The organism is Vibrio floridensis, from assembly GCF_021852965.1.
In the GTDB taxonomy this organism is placed as follows: domain Bacteria; phylum Pseudomonadota; class Gammaproteobacteria; order Enterobacterales; family Vibrionaceae; genus Vibrio; species Vibrio floridensis.
The window spans coordinates 299,566-320,022 of record NZ_JAKGCY010000003.1; the positions used below are offsets into that span (position 1 = coordinate 299,566).

Consider the following 20,457-nt stretch of genomic DNA (forward strand, 5'->3'; position numbering starts at 1 on the left):
ATAGATCCATCTGCACGCTATTGCGAATATCCGTGGTAATAGAGCGAATCACGGCGGCAAAGCAGGTGCAGAACTTGCGGCTAGTTTAGCGGAATTGCTAGGCCGAATAAAACAAAAAGGGGCGTGATGCCCCTTTTTCAAAACGGTTTAGACCGGATATGTTAACTCAAACTCGATTACGCTTACGCGCGTGAAAGGTAATTCGCCTTGCCAACCCATTTGTAACTGGTTAACTCTTCTAATCCCATTGGACCACGTGCGTGCAATTTCTGAGTAGACACCGCCACTTCTGCGCCCAAACCAAATTGTGCGCCATCGGTAAAGCGTGTCGATGCGTTGACATACACCGCCGCAGAGCCCGCCGAGTTGATGAACAACTCAGCATTTTGCAGATGGTTAGTCATGATGGCATCAGAGTGACTCGCGTTATGTTCACGCATGTGGTCGATCGCTTCTTGCACATCCGCAACCACTTTAACTCCCAGCGTGTAACTCAACCATTCGGTATCAAAATCACCCTCACTCGCATCACGCACCTGTTCAGCTTTAGTCATGTACGCTTTGGCTTTTGGCTCAACAACAAAAGTCACTTTGCCATTGAGTTTTGCCACCAGCATCGGAAGAAACTGCTCTGCAATACGCTCATGAACAAGTAAGGTATCCAGCGCATTACAAGCGGAAGGACGCTGAGCTTTTGCATTCTCCACTACATCCACGCTTTTCGCGAGATCGGCCGTTTCATCAACAAAAATATGGCTGATACCGAAGCCACCAATGATCACAGGGATGGTGCTGTTCTCTTTACACATTTTGTGCAGCCCCGCGCCACCACGAGGGATGATCATGTCAACGTAATCGTCCAGTTTCAGCAATTGAGTGACCAGCTCACGATCCGGTTTTTCAATGTACTGCACCGATGCCGCTGGCAGGCCAGCTTTCGCTAACGCCGATTGAATCACCTTCACCAACTCCATGTTGGAGAAGAAGGTCTCTTTACCGCCACGTAGGATGCTCGCGTTGCCGGTTTTTAGGCACAATGCCGCGATGTCGATAGTGACATTTGGGCGCGCTTCGTAAATCACACCAACCACGCCAAGCGGCACACGACGGCGTGACAACTGCATGCCATTTTCCAACACTTTACTGTCGATTTCGCTACCAACCGGATCCGTTAGGCTGATCACGTTACGTACATCGTTGGCGATGCCATTCAAGCGAGATTCATTCAAAAGTAAACGATCCAGCATCGCTTCGCTCAAACCCGCTTGTCGACCGAGTTCGATATCTTTGTTGTTTGCCGCCAAAATATCCGCCGCATTCGCTTCAAGTTCATCTGCAATGATGGCCAATGCTTTGTTCTTTTGTGCCGTAGAAGCTGTGGCAAGCTGAAAAGCCGCGTCTTTTGCCGCTTTGCCTAATGTGATTAAATCCACTTTGTTGTCCTCTTTGATTCTGGTGAGCGACTATTCTTGAATGACAACCATGTCGTCACGGTGAATCACTTCTGAACCATAGTCATAGCCCAGAATCGAAATAATGTCTTTGCTGTGCTTACCGGCAATTTTCGCCATATCTTGGTTGGAATAACTCGCAATACCTCGCGCAACCAAATGGCCTTGTGCATCCGTTACACGAACCACTTCGCCACGAGAAAACTCGCCAAGTACTTTGGTCACCCCTTTCGCCAACAAACTGCTCCCTTTTTCGACCACGGCTTTCACCGCACCTTGGTCAATCACAATATCACCAGAGGCCGCAGGGCCAGCGAGAATCCAACGCTTACGATTTTCCAACGCTTCTTCACAAGGCAAGAAACGAGTTCCTTGAGGGGCAGGGCTCAACGCATCAAAAATGACATTTTGACCACGGCCTGCCGCAATGATGACTTCAATGCCAGCACGACGCGCAATGTCCGCAGCTTGGAGCTTTGTTGCCATCCCACCAGTACCTAGTGTTGTACCACTGCCACCAGCAATTTTACGCAAGGTGTCGTCAATGACTTTAACTTCTTTGATCAGCTCTGCATTGGGATCTTTACGAGGATCGGCGGTATACAAGCCTTTTTGGTCTGTCAGCAATAGCAGTTTATCAGCACCACATAAAATGCCCACCAACGCAGAGAGGTTGTCGTTGTCACCCACTTTGATTTCGCTCGTGGCAACGGCGTCATTTTCATTAACAACAGGAATAATGCCGTTATCCACTAACGCGTTAATCGTATCTCGAGCATTGAGAAAACGTTCGCGATCTTCGAGATCCGCTCGAGTGAGCAGCATTTGGCCAATTTTGATGCCATACAGTGCAAATAACGATTCCCAAGTTTGAATCAACTGACTTTGCCCAACCGCAGCAAGCAACTGTTTGCTTGCCATCGCATTGGGCAGCGCGGGGTAACCTAAGTGCTCACGTCCAGCGGCAATCGCGCCTGACGAGACGACCACCACAGAGTGGCCTTGTTTTTTTAACTCTGCACATTGGCGCGCAAGCTCAACCATATGAGCGCGATCTAACGCTAATGTACCACCGGTCAATACACTGGTTCCAAGCTTCACAACGATAGTTTTTGGTTGAGAAGCTGCGACGCTTTGTTGATTCGTTGTCATGATGTCTTCTGAAATGAAACACAAAAATAGAGAAGATGTTTTAACAATCAAATGAAGAATTCACAAGCAGAAAAGGTGCGAAAATCGCACCTTTTTGATTTAGGTAGTTCCAAGAGGATGAAATCAGACAAATTCCACTGACTGCTCGTGATACGCCACGCTTAGCTGAAAATGCTCTTCCAAGGTTTTGACTAATTTGAGGTGAAAACAGTTCTGGGTTTTGTTCACTTCTTCAAGTAGATTTTTGGGAATAGCCAAATCGAGCCAATTCCCTTCAACATCATATTTTCCAATATGATAGTTTGCTGTAAAGCCTCCCTCTGCCGCTTCCAGCTCCATCCACCAGCCCCAAAATTCGCGCAACTCTGGTGATTTTCGATCATCAATACAAACAGACAAGCAATCAAAGTAGTAAAGCCCTTCCTTAGATTGAGGGTCTCTCAAGTAAGGCCCCATCGCTCGCAATTTTGCCAATAAACGATTGTGGGTAGGGTTGTTCGTCACTTCTGACATGTGAATCTCCATTTTCTTCAATGTTAAGAATGACAATAATTTTTATTTATCATGAGCTTAAATTTTCAGGCTCATATATCACTCTTGACTAAATTAGGAGATTTGTCACCTTAAGAGTTCATCTTCCAGCCATTTTATCGCTAAATCGAGGGATTGCTCATATCCTTGTGTAATTGTTTTGGAACTGATTTTCTTCGCTTTTCCATAAGTGCTAAAAAAAGCAACCATCTGATTATCCGAATATGGCGAGACAGGATCCCCTTCTAAGCTCATCGCCAAGATAGGCACCTTGGTTTTACGACTGCTCAAAAAGCCTTGTACTTTCAGTGACCACGCGGCCATTTGCCCCGATAAGCTGTAAATATCTACCACACTCTTACCTAAACGCGAGGCTAAGACATCGAGATACATCTTCGGCATTTGCTGCAATTTCTGTGGGGAGGCAAAAATATCATGAATAGGTGCGCCTAAGATGACGCACGCTTTGATCTTTTCTTGCTCAAGAAACGAGAGCCTCACCATGGCGTTACCGCCAAAACGAAAGCCGATCAAACCCACTCGATGATGATCGACATAAGGAATAGAGAAAAGCTCGTTCAACACCGCTTGGTGAAGGCGACTGTAATCCTCCGTTAAGGGGTATTTTGAGCTGTACCCCACCGATGGCATGTCTACTGTCAACATGGCAATATCGTGCTTGGCAAGGTGATCTCGAAATAGACGCCACATGTCGGTTTGCAGACTGTCTAATCCCGCACTCACAATAACCACAGGATGCGGTTTGTCCGTATTGGTCAGATGCAAGTGCGCGGTGATCTTCCCTTTCTCAAATGGGATCTCGAGCTGCTTAATGATGTATTTGCTTTTTTTCGCGGCTTCAAGGTAAGCGCTGTTGGCCAATACTTGGGCTTGAATGGCCAAATTATCGCTCTTGAGGTGTGGGTAACCTGCGATGCTGTAACACAAGGATGCGGAGAAGAGCGCTTCCGATGCTGCTTCATTAGTCATCTCACCGGCACGTTTTTGATGCTCCATACCGAGCCGCGTCCATTCATAAGCCCAGTTACCACTGTGATATCCCATCACCGTATCGAGCCATTGCTCATCAGTGCGTGAATGTTTGGAAGACGCAATACGAGCCAATACTTGTTCTTGCTCAATAGGATCGACACCTTGCCACACCCATTGCAAGCGACGAAGGTTGCGATACCAAGAAAAACCATTCTTCTCTTTAATTTCATCAAGTAAGGATTGGCTGGTCGGCATGTATTGAGTCAATGCCGAGGTTTCTTTGGCTTGCTTATGTTTGACAAATAGCGTTTCTGACAGGTTTTTGCTGACTTCTTCTGACATATTCGGGCTCAGAGTGACATTCCAAAAGACTAAAAAAATACAGCTCAGAGGCTTAATACTCTTTCCATGCAAGAGTGTGTGCGCCTAAAAGCCAAATCAGTATAACAGTATAAAAAAAAATGACCCGTAAAAGGGTCATTCTCTCAACAAAATCAGGATTTACTTCTGCTTTCGGTTTACGGGTTCAGCGTAAGCCAAAGCCATATCCCATGGCTGCTCAATCCAAGTATCTTGAGCGATGTCGACGACATAATCATCCAACAACTCTTTACCAGAAGGTTTTGCACAAACCGCAATCAGTTTCGCTTTAGGGTACATTTCACGCAGTTTACGCGCGGTGTCACCGCTATCGACTAGATCTTCAACGATTAGGTAGCCTTCGCCGTCACCTTCCGGTGCTTTCAGTACAGTCATATCACGTTGATGATCGTGGTCATAGCTGGAAATACAGATGGTGTCGACATAGCGAATACCTAGCTCACGAGCCAGAATAGCCCCAGGAACCAAACCACCACGGCTCACTGCCCAAATGCCTTTCCATTGGTCTGCTGGCATCTGTTTTTCAGCAAGTTGACGGCAGTAAGTTTGCATGGCGTCCCAGGTAATAACGAATTTGTTGCTCATTGTAATAACCTAATTATTTGAAAAATCTACTGTCCCAAACAGACAACAGGCTCTCATAAAGATGAGAGCCCGAAACGTAACAGAAAGTTTGGGTATCGAGCTGCGCAAACGATTATTCTACCGGAACGCAACTCTAAAAGCTATTTAAGCCACCAGATACTTGATGATAAAAATAGCCGACATAATCCAGACGCTGAGCGAAACATCACGCCCTTTTCCGCTGAACAATTTGATGGCAGCGTACGCGATGAAACCTAAAGAAATCCCTTCTGCAATCGAGAAAGTCAGTGGCATCAGCAAGCATGTCACAACGACAGGAGCCGCCTCGGTTAAGTCGCGCCAATCAATGCTGACCAATCCAGAAAGCATCAAAATTGCCACGTAGAACAGAGCACCTGCTGTTGCGTATGCGGGAATCATGCCTGCCAGTGGTGAGAAGAACAGTGCCAATAGGAATAGCACACCCACGACAACCGCCGTTAAACCGGTACGGCCACCAGCCGCCACACCAGAGACACTTTCGATGTAAGACGTTGTGTTTGATGTCCCTAGTAGCGCACCTACAGAAGTCGCTGTTGAGTCAGCAAGCAGTGCTTTGTTCAAACGTGGCAGTTTGCCATCTTTCTCAATCAGGTTCGCTTTGGTTGCAACACCCACGAGCGTGCCCGCCGTGTCGAACAAGTCAACAAACAAGAAAGCAAACACCACAGAAATCATGCCAACTTCAAATACCGCAGAGAAGTCCAGTTGCATGAACGTAGGCGCAATACTTGGTGGGGTTGACATCACACCCGCCCATTGGACATCACCAAACACCAAACCAAGTGCTGTCACTGCCAAGATCGCAATCATGACTGCCCCTTTCACACCACGGTGAACCAGTGCAATAGTCAAAAAGAAGCCAAAAGCCGCCAGAGCTGGTGCAAGAGAAGTAATATCGCCTAGAGAAACAAACGTCGCTGGGTTATCAACAACGATACCTGCATTTTTCAGTGCAATGAACGCAAGGAACAAGCCGATACCCGCTGAGATCCCCGTTCTCAAAGAGAGCGGAATCGAGTTGATGATCCACTCACGAATTTTGAAGATGCTCAACAGGATAAAAAGCACACCCGACACAAATACCGCCGCCAATGCAACTTGCCACGTATAGCCCATGCCCAGCACAACAGCATAAGTAAAGAAGGCATTTAGCCCCATACCTGGCGCCTGCGCAATAGGATAGTTGGCAAGTAGACCCATGATGAAACAGCCAATTGCCGCAGCAAGACAGGTGGCGACAAACACCGCACCACGATCCATACCTGCGTCTGCTAAGATCGCAGGGTTAACAAAAATGATGTAAGCCATCGTCAGAAAGGTCGTTACACCTGCAATGATCTCAGTGCGCACATTTGTGCCATGTTCGCTGAGTTTAAATAGCCTTTCGAGCATGTTCGAGTCCTGAAATAGTAAAAGTAAACGGTTGCGTAATCGATTGGCTACAGATTATAAAGTTATCAAATAACAAATTCCAGATAGATTTATCACTCTAATCAAGATTTCTAACTAGATTATGAAACCAATTCAGCAAGAAAAATCAGCCGCCATTATTTTTCCTTTAAGAAACAACTAGAAAAAACAGGGGCCTTAGAAGATAAACTGAAGAATAAATCGACAATGTCGTAAACTTACACGGAATAACGAGGAAAAATTGCAGAGTTTACATGTAAGAAATGCGGCAGATTCGAGCTAAGCGCTCACGCTAAATCAAAGGAAAGAAAACTTAAGGTAATGTGAGACATTTTCCCTAGCTAGAATAAAAAAACGCCACTCAATTTGAGTGGCGGTAGAATCATGTCAGTTCGATTACTGAAAGAAAATTCCAATTTAGGGGTGAACAAATCGTTCGGGGGTCACATGCACTTGGTTAACTTACGTTACTTGTAACCAAAGCTTGTTGGGTACGCAAAGTTGCTGGTGTAAACAGAGTTGTTTGTCCAAAACATTGCAGATGCTAAACCTTTCATAACTATCACCTTATTAAATCAATTAAACACGTTTGATTTCTCGGTTCCTTGGAGGCGATAAACGGACTCATCCTTTGAGCATTTTTTCTTCGCTTCAGAAGCTGGTTATAAATATACCACAAAGAAATTTTATTACAATACTTTTAGTGATTAAAATCACATAAATTTCATTTAATGATCTATATCAAGTTAATTTGGTAATTAAATTACAGAATTATCAAACTCAAAATAGGTTAAGTTACAGAGCATAGCCAACCAATTGAGTAAGTGCTGACAGCCATGTTCACATTCTGTGACAGTGAACTTGTAAACAGCCTGTGACTGGCACTACTCGGCTCTGCTTGCAAGTGATATCCTTGCTCACAACTTATTATTTGCTGAACCCACAACCATCTAATCTACTGGGCTAACAGCAGTGCCATCATCCGGCAAACCTAGAAAAAGGAGTCATCTGTGTCTGAGTTCCATTCTGAAATCAGTACCTTATCACCTGCTCCACTTTGGCAGTTTTTTGATAAGATTTGTTCTATCCCACACCCATCAAAGCATGAAGAAGCCCTTGCTCAGTACATCGTCAACTGGGCGACAGAGCAAGGTCTAGACGTCCGTCGCGATCCAACCGGCAATGTGTTTATTAAAAAGCCTGCGACACCAGGCATGGAAAACAAAAAGGGTGTTGTTCTTCAAGCGCACATCGACATGGTGCCTCAGAAAAACGAAGACACTCAACACGACTTCACCACCGATCCTATTCGTCCATACATTGACGGTGAGTGGGTAACCGCAGAAGGTACAACGCTCGGAGCGGATAATGGAATTGGCATGGCTTCCTGCCTTGCGGTATTGGCCTCAACAGAGATCAAGCACGGTCCAATTGAGGTTCTGCTAACCATTGATGAAGAAGCAGGCATGACGGGCGCTTTCGGTTTGGAAGCGGGCTGGCTAGAAGGCGACATTCTTCTTAATACCGATTCAGAGCAAGAGGGTGAAGTCTACATGGGCTGCGCAGGCGGTATCGACGGCGCGATGACGTTTGATATTCAACGCGAAGCGGTTCCTGCAGACTTTATTACTCGTCAGTTAACGTTAAAAGGCTTAAAAGGCGGTCACTCAGGTTGTGACATCCACACTGGCCGTGGTAACGCAAACAAACTGATGGCACGTTTCCTTGCTGGCCATGCACAAGAATTGGATCTGCGTTTAGTAGAGTTCCGCGGTGGTAGCCTGCGTAATGCGATTCCTCGTGAAGCATTCGTCAAAGTGGCGCTGCCTGCAGAAAACCAAGATAAGCTTGCTCAACTGTTTGACTACTACACTGAACTTCTGAAAGCCGAACTCGGTAAAGTGGAAACCAATATTGTCACGTTTAACCAAGCGGTCGATGTAGAAGTGGGTGTATTGACGAATGCAGATCAACAACGCTTTGTCGCTGCATTAAATGCTTGTCCAAACGGTGTCATTCGCATGAGCGATGAGATTGAAGGTGTGGTTGAAACGTCGCTTAACGTGGGTGTTATCACCACTGAAGAGAACAAAATCACCGTATTGTGCTTGATCCGTTCACTGATCGACTCAGGTCGCAGCCAAGTGGAAAGCATGCTGGCATCAGTAGCGGAACTGGCAGGTGCACACATCGTGTTCTCTGGCGCTTACCCAGGTTGGAAACCGGATGCTGATTCTGAAATCATGGCGATCTTCCGTGATATGTACGAAGGCATTTACGGTCACAAACCGAACATCATGGTTATTCACGCGGGTCTAGAATGCGGCCTATTCAAGAAACCTTACCCTGACATGGACATGGTGTCATTTGGCCCAACCATTAAGTTCCCGCACTCTCCAGATGAGAAAGTGAAGATTGACACGGTACAACTCTACTGGGATCAAATGGTGGCGTTGCTGGAAGCGATTCCTGAAAAGGCGTAACCGCGAAGTTTGCTCTTAAATGAAAGAAGGAGGACCAAGGTCCTCCTTCTTTGTATGCGCTTTATCAATCGCTTTTCCGCTTATAACCAACCAGCAAAATACCCTAGCACATAGAGAGAAATGGCAGACATCACCCCAGCGACAATGTCATCCAGCATAATACCTAACCCACCATGCACACGCTTATCCAACCAGCCAATCGGCCAAGGTTTGACCATATCGAAGAAGCGGAACAACACGAACCCTGCGCCTACCCATTTCAACTCAGAAATGGGGATTTGCAACGCAGGCATGATGGTCATGGTGATCCAAAAGCCAGCAAACTCATCCCAGACAATCGAGCCGTGATCGTGCACGCCCATGTCGTCTGACGTCACTTGGCAAATTTTAATGCCGACTAGACAGGCCGCGAGAACAATCACCAAATAGATAGGAAGAGGCAATGGAGCGAAAACCAAAAACAGAGGAATGGATGCCAACGTCCCCATGGTGCCAGGGATAATCGGCGATAATCCACTGCCAAACCCCGTTGCCAATAAATGCCAAGGATTATTTAAAGAAATTTTATCAAGTGGATTGTTCATGGTGATTACGCCTTAAAGTGGTCAAAGCCACTCAAATCCCAGTTTAATTTTTTGCCATCATCATGGAGTTCAAAAAAGCCATGTGGACGAATTTGCCCGATACACGTCACTTTGCAACCAACGTGTGCCAAGGTACTTTCGATTGTTCCTCTTGCCTCTTCGGGCACGGTAAAACAAAGCTCGTATTCTTCGCCGCTGGTCAGCGCATATTGAAGTGCCGTTTCGCGCTCGGTCACAAAAGAAAGCAGTTCAGATGAAATCGGCAGCTTAGAGACATCCAGGCTAACACCAACCTGAGAACGGTTTAAGATGTGCCCTAGATCCGCAATTAAGCCATCGGAGATATCGATCGCCGCCGAGGCTAATCCGACCAACGCTTGCCCTGCTAAAATCCGCGGCATACTCATATAATGCGCTTTTTCTAGCACTTGTGCGGCTGGGCGAGTACGCAAGTTGCTATCGAGAATCACATCCAATCCCGCCTTTGCATCGCCTAGCGTCCCCGTAACAAACACATAGTCGCCCGCTTTGGCACCACTGCGCGTGATCGCTTTCCCTTCAGGGACAAATCCTTGCACCGTCATGGTCAAACTCAGTGGACCTTTCGTCGTGTCACCACCAATGAGCTGTATGCCGAAGTAATCCGCCAGCTTAAAAAAACCATCACAAAAGGGAGCCAACCAGGCTTCGTCGGCTTGCGGCATAGTCAGAGCAAATGAGACCCACGCTGGTGTTGCCCCCATGGCCGCCAAATCACTGATGTTCGATGCTAACGCCTTATGCGCCACCCAAGCGGGATCAGCATCGGCTAAGAAATGAGTGCCACATACTAAGGTATCGGTGCTAATGGCAATTTGCACGTTAGCTGGGGCTTTGACTAGCGCGCAATCGTCGCCAGCAGCTAGGTGTACATCTTTACGTTGTGCCTGACGGCCAACGAAGTATTTTTCAATCAGATTAAACTCGCCTGACATCAAAATCCTTTCCTTTGTTATAAAAAAGGCCAGCATTGTGCTGACCTTTTGTTATTCAATAACGCTTATTTTTTGCGAACGTGCGGTGCGGCTTTATCAAGCACACCGTTAACAAACTTATGGCTATCTTCTGCTGCAAATACTTTTGCTAGCTCGATCGCTTCGTTAATCACAACTTTGTAAGGTACGTCTTCACGGCGAGTCATTTCGTACATCGCTAAACGTAGCAGCGCCAACTCCATCATATCCAAATCTTGCATTGGACGAGAAACGTAAGGGCGAATCTTACTGTCCAGTTCGGTGTGACTTAGAACAACACCGGTCAACAAGTCGCGGAAGTATGCTACGTCAGTCTCCGGAGCTGCTAGTGCAGGCTCAGCAGCACGATGCTCTTCTTCATCATACTTTTCGCCAGCCAAAAACTGAGCTTCGATAGTGGCAACATTTTCTTTAGTAATTTGCCATGAATAGATTGCTTGTAAAGCGAATTGACGTGCGTTACGACGTGCGGCTGGTTTCACACTGGCCCCCATTAGGAATCAATTTCAGAAAGAACGTTTATCATCTCAAGTGCGCTCAGTGCAGCTTCTGCACCTTTGTTACCAGCCTTGGTTCCTGCGCGTTCAATAGCTTGATCGATAGTATCAACGGTCAAAACACCAAACGCCACTGGAATGCTAAATTCAAGAGACACTTGCGCTAGACCTTTATTCATTTCACTACAAACATAGTCAAAGTGTGGTGTACCACCACGGATCACTGAGCCAAGAGATACAATCGCGTCGAACTTACCTGTTTTTGCTACGCGCTGAGCCACTAAAGGTAATTCAACAGCACCAGGACAACGTACAACGGTGATGTTGTCTTCACTGACTTGACCGTGACGCTTCAAAGTGTCGATGGCACCAGACAATAGACTTTCGTTAATAAAACTGTTGAAACGAGAAATAACGATAGCAATTTTTGCGTTTGGCGCAGGGAAGCCACCCTCGATCACTTTCATAAGCCTTCCTTTAACTATGTTCATCAAGTGAGAATCGCCGGATTCTAGCACAATTTTGTGAGCAATATCTAATGGTATTTCGATCGAGCGTTGTGTGGAACACTAGGCGCTGTCGATGCTTTCGCTTGCCAACATTCGGTTCAACACACTCAATGAGCCAACCACTGGATCGTGCGCTGCAAGATAAAAAGCCCTTGGTGGTCAACCAAGGGCTCTTAAATCATTCACTAGCGTTGACTGGTGATCAGTGCTCACGCGTAGCGCGGAATTCCACTTCAGGGAAACGCTCTTTAGCAAGATTGAGGTTGACCATGGTTGGAGCGATATAAGTCAAGTTGTCACCACCATCCAGTGCTAGGTTCGCTTGGTTCTTACGCTGGAACTCGTCTAGTTTCTTCGCATCACCACATTCAACCCAACGTGCCGTCGCTACGTTCACACCCTCGTAAATCGCTTCTACGTTGTATTCAGATTTCAAACGCGCCACAACAACATCAAACTGAAGCACACCGACCGCGCCCACGATCAAATCGTTGTTCTGCAAAGGACGGAATACCTGTACTGCCCCTTCTTCTGAAAGCTGAACAAGACCTTTTAACAGTTGTTTTTGCTTCAGAGGATCGCGCAGACGAATACGACGGAATAGCTCAGGTGCAAAGTTTGGAATACCAGAGAACTTCAGGGATTCACCTTGGGTAAAGGTGTCACCAATCTGGATAGTGCCATGGTTATGCAAACCAATGATGTCACCGGCATACGCAGCTTCCGCGCGAGAACGATCGCCCGCCATGAAGGTCACGGCATCAGAAATGTTCACTTGTTTACCCAAGCGAACGTGATTCATCTTCATGCCTTGAGTATACGTGCCCGACACAATACGCATAAACGCGATACGGTCGCGGTGCTTAGGATCCATGTTTGCCTGAATCTTAAAGACGAAACCGGTGAACTTGTCTTCAGTGGCTTCCACTTCACGCTCATTGGCTTGACGCGGTAGCGGCGCTGGCGCCCAGTCCGTCAGACCATCAAGCATGTGGTCAACACCAAAGTTACCCAATGCAGTACCAAAGAATACCGGAGTCAATTCACCCTTTAGGAACATCTCCTGATCAAACTCGTGAGACGCGCCAAGAACCAGCTCCAACTCTTCACGCAGTTGCTCAGCAAGATCAGCACCGACGGCTTCATCCAGTTCAGGATTGTCGAGACCTTTGACGATTCGTTCTTCTTGAATCGTATGACCCTGGCCCGTTGAGTACAAAATGGTCTCATCACGATGGATGTGATAAACGCCTTTGAACTCTTTACCACAACCAATTGGCCAAGATACCGGTGCACAGGCAATATTCAGCTCGCTTTCGACTTCATCAAGCAGTTCCATCGGATCGCGAATATCACGGTCCAATTTGTTCATGAAGGTGACGATCGGCGTATCACGCAGACGGGTAACTTCCATAAGCTTACGAGTGCGATCCTCAACACCTTTCGCGGCGTCGATCACCATCAAACACGAGTCAACCGCCGTTAGCGTACGGTAAGTATCTTCCGAGAAGTCTTCGTGTCCCGGAGTATCAAGTAGGTTCACTAAGCAATCGTTGTACGGGAACTGCATCACCGATGTTGTCACCGAGATACCACGTTCTTTTTCCATTTCCATCCAGTCAGACTTAGCGTGCTGGCTAGAACCACGACCTTTTACTGTACCTGCGGTTTGAATCGCACGTCCGAACAGCAGGACTTTTTCTGTGATAGTTGTTTTACCCGCATCTGGGTGCGAGATGATCGCGAAGGTTCTACGTTTAGATACTTCGCTTAAAAAAGGAGCATTTGACATGAAACTGGTCTTCTGTGTTTTATCTGAGCCGGAAATCGGTGCACTTCATGTGAGGTGACTAACCAGATTCCTGAGTAGATTCAATTTTGCGCGGTATTCTCGCTTATTATCGGCCAATCGGCAACTTTGATCCGATCAACTCATCATTTCAATGAGAATAAGCGAGTACTGATAAATAGCCAATCTTAGCAGAATCAAACGGCGATTCTGCTTGCGTACCCAAACACCTCCTCGCAGCGCTAGAGGGACGAATTTCATTTCCTCACCGTTTTCCTTAATTAACCGGTTTACTCCAAACGTCGACCAGCACTTAAGTAAAAAACGATATATAAACAGTCGCTAATACTTGCCTGATTATCATTAATAACGAGTAGTTATCTTGCTTTATCGAGTAAATAACGTGAACCATTACATTTTGTCTCAACAATAGTACAACGCACTCAACAGAAACTTAGGGAAATAACCTTGTTGCGCAATTTCAAGTTGAGAATTAACCAAACGGGAAATATCGTCTATAACTAAAAGAGTAACTCACAGCGGTCATCAGTATGCTTAGAAACAAAAAGGTGCATTCGTTAGCTTTTAAGCAAGCCAGAACTGTGTTTCTGGTATCCGTTGTATTGGGGCTTTGCTTTAGCCTTTACCATATTTTGGCGGATCTACACCAAGAGCAACGTCGTATCGAAGAGCACTATCACTTTAAGCTATTGCAAAATTATTCGAATGCCAGCCAAGCGGCCTATCATTTGAATCACTTATTAGCGGATCAGGTCGCCTCGACCTTGATGATGGATGGCGCGATTTATCGGGTTAAAATTGTTGATGACTTTGGCGATGTGCTCACTCAGAAACATCGCACCGTTGACTCACAGAACTTTACGACACAGTTGCTTTCGAGCTTCCTGACACCTGCTCAGCCTTTTTACAAGACTGAATTACATCAACCGAACACCAACACGATGGTAGGTGAGTTGAGTTTTTCGGTTGATGGTTCAAGTATCGCAGAAGCCTTTATCAAGAAATCGTCTCGCATCCTGTTGTTTGACCTCTTTCGCAACGTACTGCTAACGTCGATATTGCTGTTCTTTTTCTATTTCAAGCTGTCGAAACCAATCATTACTCTGATCAATTGGGTTAACTCACTACAAAATCGGAAAAATGCCGTTGAACTCCCCCCAGGGAATAACAACGATGAATTGGGACGCTTGGCGCTATCCTTTCACAATCTGTGGCAAGCAAGGGCTGCCGCAGAGAGCCAACTCAATCAGCTGGCCTATTTTGACACGCTCACTGGACTCGCCAATCGCAGCTTGCTGCTCAAAAGCCTCACAGAGACACTGAAAGAGTCCCAAGAATCACAAACGCCTGGTGTGTTGTTTTATCTCGATCTCGATCGTTTTAAAACCATTAATGATTCACTTGGTCACACGATTGGCGATAAGCTGATGCGAACCATTGCTAAGCGATTAGAAGCTTGGCTGAAAACTGGAGAAATTGCCGCACGCATTGGTGGAGATGAGTTTGCCATTTTGATTCCCGCGCTTGACAGAGAAAACGCCGCCAACAAGGCGCAACAACTATTAACGTTGATATCCAATCCCTATTCGATAGATGACCACCAGCTCTATTGCACGGTCAGTATCGGCATATCCTGCTTCACCGACAAAGGTGCCTCGAGTATTGACGTTCTACGCCAAGCCGACACCGCTCTCTACCGAGCCAAAGTCGCAGGTCGCAATAAATACGTTTTTTATGAACCTGAAATGCAGGCGCAAGTGGAGTCGTTTTTAGAGATAGAGAAAGGGCTGCATGAAGCGCTGCATAAAGGGCAACTGGAGCTTTATTATCAACCTCAGGTCAACGCGCAACAACAAATCATTGGCGTTGAAGCGCTCATTCGTTGGAATCATCCAGAGAGAGGGGTGCTACCCCCTGGTATATTCATGCCAATAGCAGAGGAAACCGGGCAGATACTGCAAATTGGGGACTGGATCATTGAACAAGCGTGCTTCCAGTACGCCAAATGGAAAAAAGAGAACGTGTTACCCGCCAGTTTTCACCGATTAGCGATCAACATCAGTCCATTGCAGTTTTCTAAAAATGCCTTTGTCGAGCACATTACCCATGCACTGAAACAAGCCAATATCACGGGCGAACATATTGAGTTGGAAATCACCGAAAGCCTGCTATTGGAAAATGTCGAAAGTGCGATCAATAAAATGGCAGAGTTGAAAGAGCTGGATCTCAAAATCTCGATCGATGATTTTGGTACCGGTTACTCCTCACTACGCTATCTTAAGCATCTTGCGGTGGATGTATTGAAAATTGACCGCTCCTTTGTCACTCAACTTCACCTCGATCAAAGTGATCAAGCCATTGTCGATACCATTATCATGATCGCGGAGCGTTTGAACTTAGAAGTCATAGCAGAAGGAGTAGAAACAGAAGAGGAACTCAATGCGTTGATTGAACTCGGTTGTAAGCAGTTCCAAGGATATCTATTTGATAAACCACTCCCTGTAGCCGTGATTACGCAACGGCTAAAAGAGAGCTGCCAACATGAGGCCAGTAGCTTATCAAAAGTCAAAAGCAACCAAATAAGTAACTCATAATAATCGCGTCTTCGTTGCCTGATTGTGTTGGGTAGTAATTGCGACGACGGTCTACCTCGTTAAATCCGATATCTTGATAAAGGTTCATCGCGCTTTGGTTACTTTCGCGCACCTCCAGCCAGGCACTTTCGGCCTTAGCCGCCTCACCTTTATCGATAAACGCTTCCAACAGCTGACGCCCGTATCCCTTTCGCTGATGCTGAGGAGAAACAGCAATATTAAGCAACGTCAGCTCACCGACGATGTTTTGTGCGTAAAAGTAACCTACGACCTCCTCGCCGAGTAGCATTACATGGTGCATTGCACCACGGCTAGACAAATCTTTTACCAAACTCTCAGTCCAAGGATGGCTATGGGCTTGTCGCTCAATGCGGAAAACGGCATCCAAATGCTCTGACGCCATAGGAACAATAGTGAAACTCATCTTGGGACTACTCATAGGAACGAATTTGTTGCCAAAGTGCTCGGCGATGTTCTGTATTACCATCGATTTTACTTAACTCTGGCGATTGCAGAATATTTGCCGTAGCAGCGTTTTCCATTGCAGATAGTGGCTTCACCGCACAACCTGCAAACCACACCCAATTGACCTTTAAAGGCTTAACCAAGCCCAGCTGTTCAGGCGTAATATGCCGAGCTTTCGCTAAGTCAATTTGCATACTTTTTAGCACTTTTTCGAAAAACACGGCTGTGTGTTGAATAGGGCAACTTGGCGCGACAAGCAATAACTGACAATCATCGGGAAGCACAATGCTCGGAGATTCATACCCCATTAAGCGCTCAGGATGACTCACTTGCCAAAGGGATATCCCCATTTCTTGTAAATACAACTTCTCGTGTTCTGTCATTGTTCTACTACCTAAAAAGATCACGGCATACTAACAAAAAAGCGCCCTTTGCGTCATTTATCCATTGAGGTAAAAGCTCACCAAAAACAAATCGGCCTGTTGAACAGGCCGATATCTCGGATATAAACACAAACGTCACGCTTAAACAGCATCAAACTCTGGGCTATATTTCACTAGACCATGCTGGCCAGCAAACCCACCTTCCGCCATTGCAACCGCTTGGAAAGCCCCTTCAGGCAGTTCCCATTGACTATCGAAGCCCAATGTTTTTGCCGCCGAAAACCCAAAGCGCTGATAGAAAGTGGGATCGCCTAATACAAAGCAAGCAGGATAGCCAAACTCCAGCAATGTCGTTAGCCCCTCATTGACCAAGGTGCTCGCAATGCCCTGCTGTCGATAGTCTGCTTTTACCGCCAACGGTGCGAGCCCTTGCCAGCCATTTTCCTCGCCGTTTAAATACATCGGCGTAAACATAACATGACCCACAACCTCACCTTCATCCGTGCAAGCCACTAATGAAAGGGTTAAACGGCCATTTTCGCGCAGCGCCATCACTAAGTTGGCTTCCGCATCCGTTGGAAAAACCTGTTTAAGCAGGCTGTCTATCACCAGTATGTCGGCAGGTGCTTCAGTTCGAATAAGCATTTGGAACCCCAGAATGTGTTTGAGGCGATTGTACTCCCTTATGAACAAAATCTGCTAACTGATTTAAACTAAATTGCACAGCTTTGGGTAACTGTTCTAAATCGACGCTGTCCATTAAGTTTTTTACTTCTAATCCAAGCTCGGTATCACCTTCAATCGTCAAACGACGTTGGAAAAATAGCGTGTCCGGATCTTCCTTTCTACCTGCTATCAGCACCAAATCATTCAAATTGCCCGAAAAGCAAACATCTTCCATTTGCTCTTTATCAGCCACGACGAGCTGCTCATTTTGAGAACTGATGTACCAACGTAAGTTGAGATCTTTAACTTCTACCTTCAACCACTTACCTTCCAAAAACTCAAAATCACCATCTTCCAATGCTTCTTTGAAGACCAACTTGAGCCCTTCAAGCAAGGCTTTTTTCTGTACAACTTGGGGCAATAACTGGACTGGAGATCGCAAAATTGATGCGGCATTTTGAACTAGTTGACTGCGAATCTTGTTTATCACGCTTATTTTCCGTTACTTTGTCATCAATGCGTCTATCTTAGTAGATAGGATGTGATGAATTACTGTTGTGCGTCAAAAAACGATTTCATATCGCGTTGTTTAAAATAATGACAATCAGCGACGTTTTTTTGACCTTGAATGAAATATTGTCACACTTGTACTGATAAAGCCTTTAATAACGCTATTATCGCAGTTATAGTGATTGTGTTTCAGCGATTTCATGACACGGACGAATAATTACGCTCTCTGGAGATGGGTAGTACTTGATGCCTTCCAAGCAAATGCACCACTGGTTTAATAAGTTAACTTCTAATAGCCCTTTTTTCTTTGCTATTCTTGACCAACATCACCACTATTGCTTGGTTAACGAACGCTATTGTGATGTGGCGGGTTTGACCCAAGAAGAACTGGTCGGTATGAGCGACACTGAAGTACTAGGGGATAATTTTTATCTTAAACTCAAACCCTATTACGAGCGAGCTCTGCTTGGTGAACACATTGAAGCGGAAATCACCCTAGACGAAACCGACCTTGAAACCAGTTTGCATTTCAGCTTATCGCCTCTTCTGGAGGGAAATGAGATTGCGCATTTGCTGTTTCAAGCCATCGACACTTCAGAAAAGCACCTGCTCGTCAAATCCCTAGAAGAATCAGAGACCAAATTTTCACGCTTAACCCAGCTGCTGCCTGATGGATTACTGTTGGTTGAAGACGACATGATTCTGTCCGCAAACCCTTCGGCAGCGAGATTGCTGGGCTTTAATTCTCAGCATGATTTGCTGGGCGAAGAACTAAGCCGTCTTTTTATTGATGAAAAGAGCAAAATGGTGTTCAACCACAAGCTCTCAACGCTGCTTTCAGAAAAAGCGTTTATCTGTATGACAAGTGCACGTTGTGGCTTTGAGCGCCGCGTTCAGTTGCATGCGGATTTCACCACCATACTGGGTAGCCAATCGCAAATCATCTTGATCCAAGATGCCGATGAAACGCCAAAACATCTTTCGGTGAAAAACGGCGATGATATTCATATTGACTCCCTCACGAAACTCTACAACCGTTTTGGTTTTACCAAACGTTTGGAACAGTTGATTAAAAGCCAAACCCCCTTGTTGTTGTTTTATCTCGATATCGATAACTTTAAAAACATCAATGACTCACTTGGTCACCATATTGGGGACAAAGTCATACTTGAGGTCGCAGCTAGACTCAAACGCCTATTGCCACAACACGCAGTGATTGGCCATCTTGGCGGTGATGAATTTGGTATTGTGTTGCCTGAACCTGAGAACAATCGCATGGCGGAACTCCTCTCCGAGCGGATTATCTCTTTGATCAACCAACCCTTTGATTTGCACCATTTCAGCAAACGCCTTGCCTGTTCCATTGGCAGTGTTCGTTATCCTGAAGATGGCCAAGATGCGCGAGTGCTGTTGCAAAATGCCGATACCGCGATGTACGAAGCCAAAGATCGCGGACGCAACCGACTCATCAAGTTTAACGACCAGATGAACAAAGAAGCACGTATGCGCCTCTGGTTGGAGATCGAACTGCAAAAAGCACTACAGCAAAATGGCCTTGAAGTGTGGTATCAACCGAAAGTGAATGCGCGTGACTTCAGCATTAATGGCGCCGAAGCGTTAGTACGCTGGAAGCACCCTGTCGAAGGATACATTAGCCCTGCGGCCTTTATTCCCGTAGCCGAAAAGGCGGGATTGATTGAACATCTCGGCCGTGTGGTTATGCGCGATGTGTTCAACACAGTCAAACGCTGGAAACTCCAGGGGATTCTGCCTGGGCGTGTTGCAATTAACTTATCGCCAGAACAGTTTGGTAATCCCAAATTGATCGACTTTATGGAAAAACTCCTGCGAACTACGGAGTTAGACCCTAACTGCATCACCTTCGAGCTGACCGAAAGTGCGGTAATGAGTGACAGTGACCACACTATTCAGATGCTCAACGCGATTAAGAAACTGGGCTTCTCACTCTCCATCGATGACTTTGGTACCGGTTATTCCTCACTGGCGTATTTAGCCCGCTTCCCGATTGATGAGCTGAAGATCGACCGCGCGTTTATCAACGACATTGACGTTTTACCGAAGCAGGTCACGGTGATTGAAAACATCATTAATCTCGGCAAATCTCTCAATCTCACCGTGGTGGCCGAAGGGGTAGAAACTCATCAGCAAGCGGCACTCCTGTCGAATTTGCGCTGTCACTCGATCCAGGGTTTCCATTTCCATCGCCCTCAGCCTAAACATGAGATAGAAGAACTGTTTGCGCAAAATCGTCGCCATAAAAACTGACCTTCTCCCCTCTCCAAAAGAGGTAAATCTCAATTTATTGCGCCAAACCTAACTTACATCAATTCTGCTATTCATATTCCTTCATAAAATGCCCACACCCTTTTCGTCTCAA

18 protein-coding genes are annotated in these 20,457 nt (G+C 46.1%); 3 read left to right on the forward strand and 15 right to left on the reverse strand.

The features are described 5' to 3' along the window. Window positions 1-182 precede the first annotated feature (182 nt). The 6 genes from LZU85_RS07670 to LZU85_RS07695 all read right to left on the reverse strand — a co-directional run bounded on the left by LZU85_RS07670 (window position 183) and on the right by LZU85_RS07695 (window position 6,527). On the reverse strand, window positions 183-1,451 hold the full coding sequence (locus LZU85_RS07670; protein ID WP_332183286.1) for a glutamate-5-semialdehyde dehydrogenase: 1,269 nt from the start codon (window positions 1,449-1,451) through the stop codon (window positions 183-185). A 12-nt stretch (window positions 1,452-1,463) separates the two neighbouring features. Further along, window positions 1,464-2,603: a glutamate 5-kinase gene (proB, locus tag LZU85_RS07675; RefSeq protein WP_011149676.1), complete on the reverse strand. Its 1,140-nt coding sequence runs from the start codon at window positions 2,601-2,603 to the stop codon at window positions 1,464-1,466. Window positions 2,604-2,726: 123 nt separating this feature from the next. Further along, window positions 2,727-3,116: a sigma factor-binding protein Crl gene (gene crl / locus LZU85_RS07680; protein ID WP_103277474.1), complete on the reverse strand. Its 390-nt coding sequence runs from the start codon at window positions 3,114-3,116 to the stop codon at window positions 2,727-2,729. A gap of 105 nt (window positions 3,117-3,221) precedes the next feature. Further along, window positions 3,222-4,469 (reverse strand): esterase FrsA, encoded by a 1,248-nt coding sequence (gene frsA, locus LZU85_RS07685; RefSeq protein ID WP_011078432.1) that lies wholly within the window; start codon window positions 4,467-4,469, stop codon window positions 3,222-3,224. 159 nt (window positions 4,470-4,628) lie between these two features. Beyond that, window positions 4,629-5,093 carry a xanthine phosphoribosyltransferase gene (gene gpt / locus LZU85_RS07690; protein ID WP_011078433.1) on the reverse strand — a complete coding sequence of 155 codons (465 nt, stop codon included), beginning with the start codon at window positions 5,091-5,093 and terminating at the stop codon, window positions 4,629-4,631. A gap of 144 nt (window positions 5,094-5,237) precedes the next feature. After that, window positions 5,238-6,527 (reverse strand): NCS2 family permease, encoded by a 1,290-nt coding sequence (locus LZU85_RS07695; RefSeq protein WP_237286819.1) that lies wholly within the window; start codon window positions 6,525-6,527, stop codon window positions 5,238-5,240. A gap of 1,028 nt (window positions 6,528-7,555) precedes the next feature. On the opposite strand from LZU85_RS07695, the gene LZU85_RS07700 reads away from it, so the two are divergent. Further along, the gene (locus LZU85_RS07700; RefSeq protein ID WP_237286820.1) at window positions 7,556-9,028 is read left to right on the forward strand and encodes an aminoacyl-histidine dipeptidase; all 1,473 of its coding nucleotides are present in this window, start codon (window positions 7,556-7,558) and stop codon (window positions 9,026-9,028) included. 80 nt (window positions 9,029-9,108) lie between these two features. On the opposite strand, the gene pgpA is transcribed toward LZU85_RS07700, so the two are convergent. From pgpA to prfC, 5 genes are all read right to left on the reverse strand, one after another. Next, window positions 9,109-9,612 carry a phosphatidylglycerophosphatase A gene (gene pgpA, locus LZU85_RS07705; RefSeq protein WP_237286821.1) on the reverse strand — a complete coding sequence of 168 codons (504 nt, stop codon included), beginning with the start codon at window positions 9,610-9,612 and terminating at the stop codon, window positions 9,109-9,111. Window positions 9,613-9,617: 5 nt separating this feature from the next. Further along, on the reverse strand, window positions 9,618-10,586 hold the full coding sequence (gene thiL, locus LZU85_RS07710; RefSeq protein ID WP_237286822.1) for a thiamine-phosphate kinase: 969 nt from the start codon (window positions 10,584-10,586) through the stop codon (window positions 9,618-9,620). 65 nt (window positions 10,587-10,651) lie between these two features. Next, window positions 10,652-11,119: a transcription antitermination factor NusB gene (gene nusB, locus LZU85_RS07715; protein ID WP_011078423.1), complete on the reverse strand. Its 468-nt coding sequence runs from the start codon at window positions 11,117-11,119 to the stop codon at window positions 10,652-10,654. Beyond that, window positions 11,119-11,589: a 6,7-dimethyl-8-ribityllumazine synthase gene (ribH, locus tag LZU85_RS07720; RefSeq protein WP_011078424.1), complete on the reverse strand. Its 471-nt coding sequence runs from the start codon at window positions 11,587-11,589 to the stop codon at window positions 11,119-11,121. Before ribH ends, nusB begins: the two co-directional genes overlap by 1 nt. A gap of 244 nt (window positions 11,590-11,833) precedes the next feature. Further along, a complete protein-coding gene (prfC, locus tag LZU85_RS07725) occupies window positions 11,834-13,423 on the reverse strand; it encodes a peptide chain release factor 3 (RefSeq protein WP_237286823.1) in 1,590 nt (529 codons plus the stop codon). Window positions 13,424-13,971: 548 nt separating this feature from the next. Between prfC and LZU85_RS07730 the strand changes: the two genes are divergently transcribed. Further along, the gene (locus LZU85_RS07730) at window positions 13,972-16,035 is read left to right on the forward strand and encodes a putative bifunctional diguanylate cyclase/phosphodiesterase (protein ID WP_237286824.1); all 2,064 of its coding nucleotides are present in this window, start codon (window positions 13,972-13,974) and stop codon (window positions 16,033-16,035) included. On the opposite strand, the gene rimI is transcribed toward LZU85_RS07730, so the two are convergent. The 4 genes from rimI to ubiT form a co-directional block, all read right to left on the reverse strand. After that, window positions 16,007-16,459 carry a ribosomal protein S18-alanine N-acetyltransferase gene (gene rimI / locus LZU85_RS07735; protein WP_237286825.1) on the reverse strand — a complete coding sequence of 151 codons (453 nt, stop codon included), beginning with the start codon at window positions 16,457-16,459 and terminating at the stop codon, window positions 16,007-16,009. The genes LZU85_RS07730 and rimI overlap by 29 nt on opposite strands. 7 nt (window positions 16,460-16,466) lie before the next feature. After that, on the reverse strand, window positions 16,467-16,883 hold the full coding sequence (locus LZU85_RS07740) for a DNA polymerase III subunit psi (RefSeq protein WP_237286826.1): 417 nt from the start codon (window positions 16,881-16,883) through the stop codon (window positions 16,467-16,469). Window positions 16,884-17,024: 141 nt separating this feature from the next. Next, a complete protein-coding gene (locus LZU85_RS07745; RefSeq protein ID WP_176298904.1) occupies window positions 17,025-17,528 on the reverse strand; it encodes a GNAT family N-acetyltransferase in 504 nt (167 codons plus the stop codon). Beyond that, on the reverse strand, window positions 17,512-18,039 hold the full coding sequence (ubiT, locus tag LZU85_RS07750) for a ubiquinone anaerobic biosynthesis accessory factor UbiT (protein WP_176298905.1): 528 nt from the start codon (window positions 18,037-18,039) through the stop codon (window positions 17,512-17,514). Before ubiT ends, LZU85_RS07745 begins: the two co-directional genes overlap by 17 nt. A gap of 266 nt (window positions 18,040-18,305) precedes the next feature. Between ubiT and LZU85_RS07755 the strand changes: the two genes are divergently transcribed. Beyond that, window positions 18,306-20,345 carry a sensor domain-containing protein gene (locus LZU85_RS07755; RefSeq protein WP_237286827.1) on the forward strand — a complete coding sequence of 680 codons (2,040 nt, stop codon included), beginning with the start codon at window positions 18,306-18,308 and terminating at the stop codon, window positions 20,343-20,345. The last annotated feature ends 112 nt before the right edge of the window (window positions 20,346-20,457 follow it).

Bases quoted from the DNA above. Each gene is read 5' to 3' on its own strand.
- proB (WP_011149676.1), bottom strand. From the start codon at position 2,603: ATGACAACGAATCAACAAAGCGTCGCAGCTTCTCAACCAAAAACTATC.
- crl (WP_103277474.1), bottom strand. From the start codon at position 3,116: ATGTCAGAAGTGACGAACAACCCTACCCACAATCGTTTATTGGCAAAA.
- frsA (WP_011078432.1), bottom strand. From the start codon at position 4,469: ATGTCAGAAGAAGTCAGCAAAAACCTGTCAGAAACGCTATTTGTCAAA.
- gpt (WP_011078433.1), bottom strand. From the start codon at position 5,093: ATGAGCAACAAATTCGTTATTACCTGGGACGCCATGCAAACTTACTGC.
- LZU85_RS07695 (WP_237286819.1), bottom strand. From the start codon at position 6,527: ATGCTCGAAAGGCTATTTAAACTCAGCGAACATGGCACAAATGTGCGC.
- pgpA (WP_237286821.1), bottom strand. From the start codon at position 9,612: ATGAACAATCCACTTGATAAAATTTCTTTAAATAATCCTTGGCATTTA.
- thiL (WP_237286822.1), bottom strand. From the start codon at position 10,586: ATGTCAGGCGAGTTTAATCTGATTGAAAAATACTTCGTTGGCCGTCAG.
- nusB (WP_011078423.1), bottom strand. From the start codon at position 11,119: ATGGGGGCCAGTGTGAAACCAGCCGCACGTCGTAACGCACGTCAATTC.
- ribH (WP_011078424.1), bottom strand. From the start codon at position 11,589: ATGAAAGTGATCGAGGGTGGCTTCCCTGCGCCAAACGCAAAAATTGCT.
- prfC (WP_237286823.1), bottom strand. From the start codon at position 13,423: ATGTCAAATGCTCCTTTTTTAAGCGAAGTATCTAAACGTAGAACCTTC.
- LZU85_RS07730 (WP_237286824.1), top strand. From the start codon at position 13,972: ATGCTTAGAAACAAAAAGGTGCATTCGTTAGCTTTTAAGCAAGCCAGA.
- rimI (WP_237286825.1), bottom strand. From the start codon at position 16,459: ATGAGTTTCACTATTGTTCCTATGGCGTCAGAGCATTTGGATGCCGTT.
- LZU85_RS07740 (WP_237286826.1), bottom strand. From the start codon at position 16,883: ATGACAGAACACGAGAAGTTGTATTTACAAGAAATGGGGATATCCCTT.
- LZU85_RS07745 (WP_176298904.1), bottom strand. From the start codon at position 17,528: ATGCTTATTCGAACTGAAGCACCTGCCGACATACTGGTGATAGACAGC.
- LZU85_RS07755 (WP_237286827.1), top strand. From the start codon at position 18,306: ATGCCTTCCAAGCAAATGCACCACTGGTTTAATAAGTTAACTTCTAAT.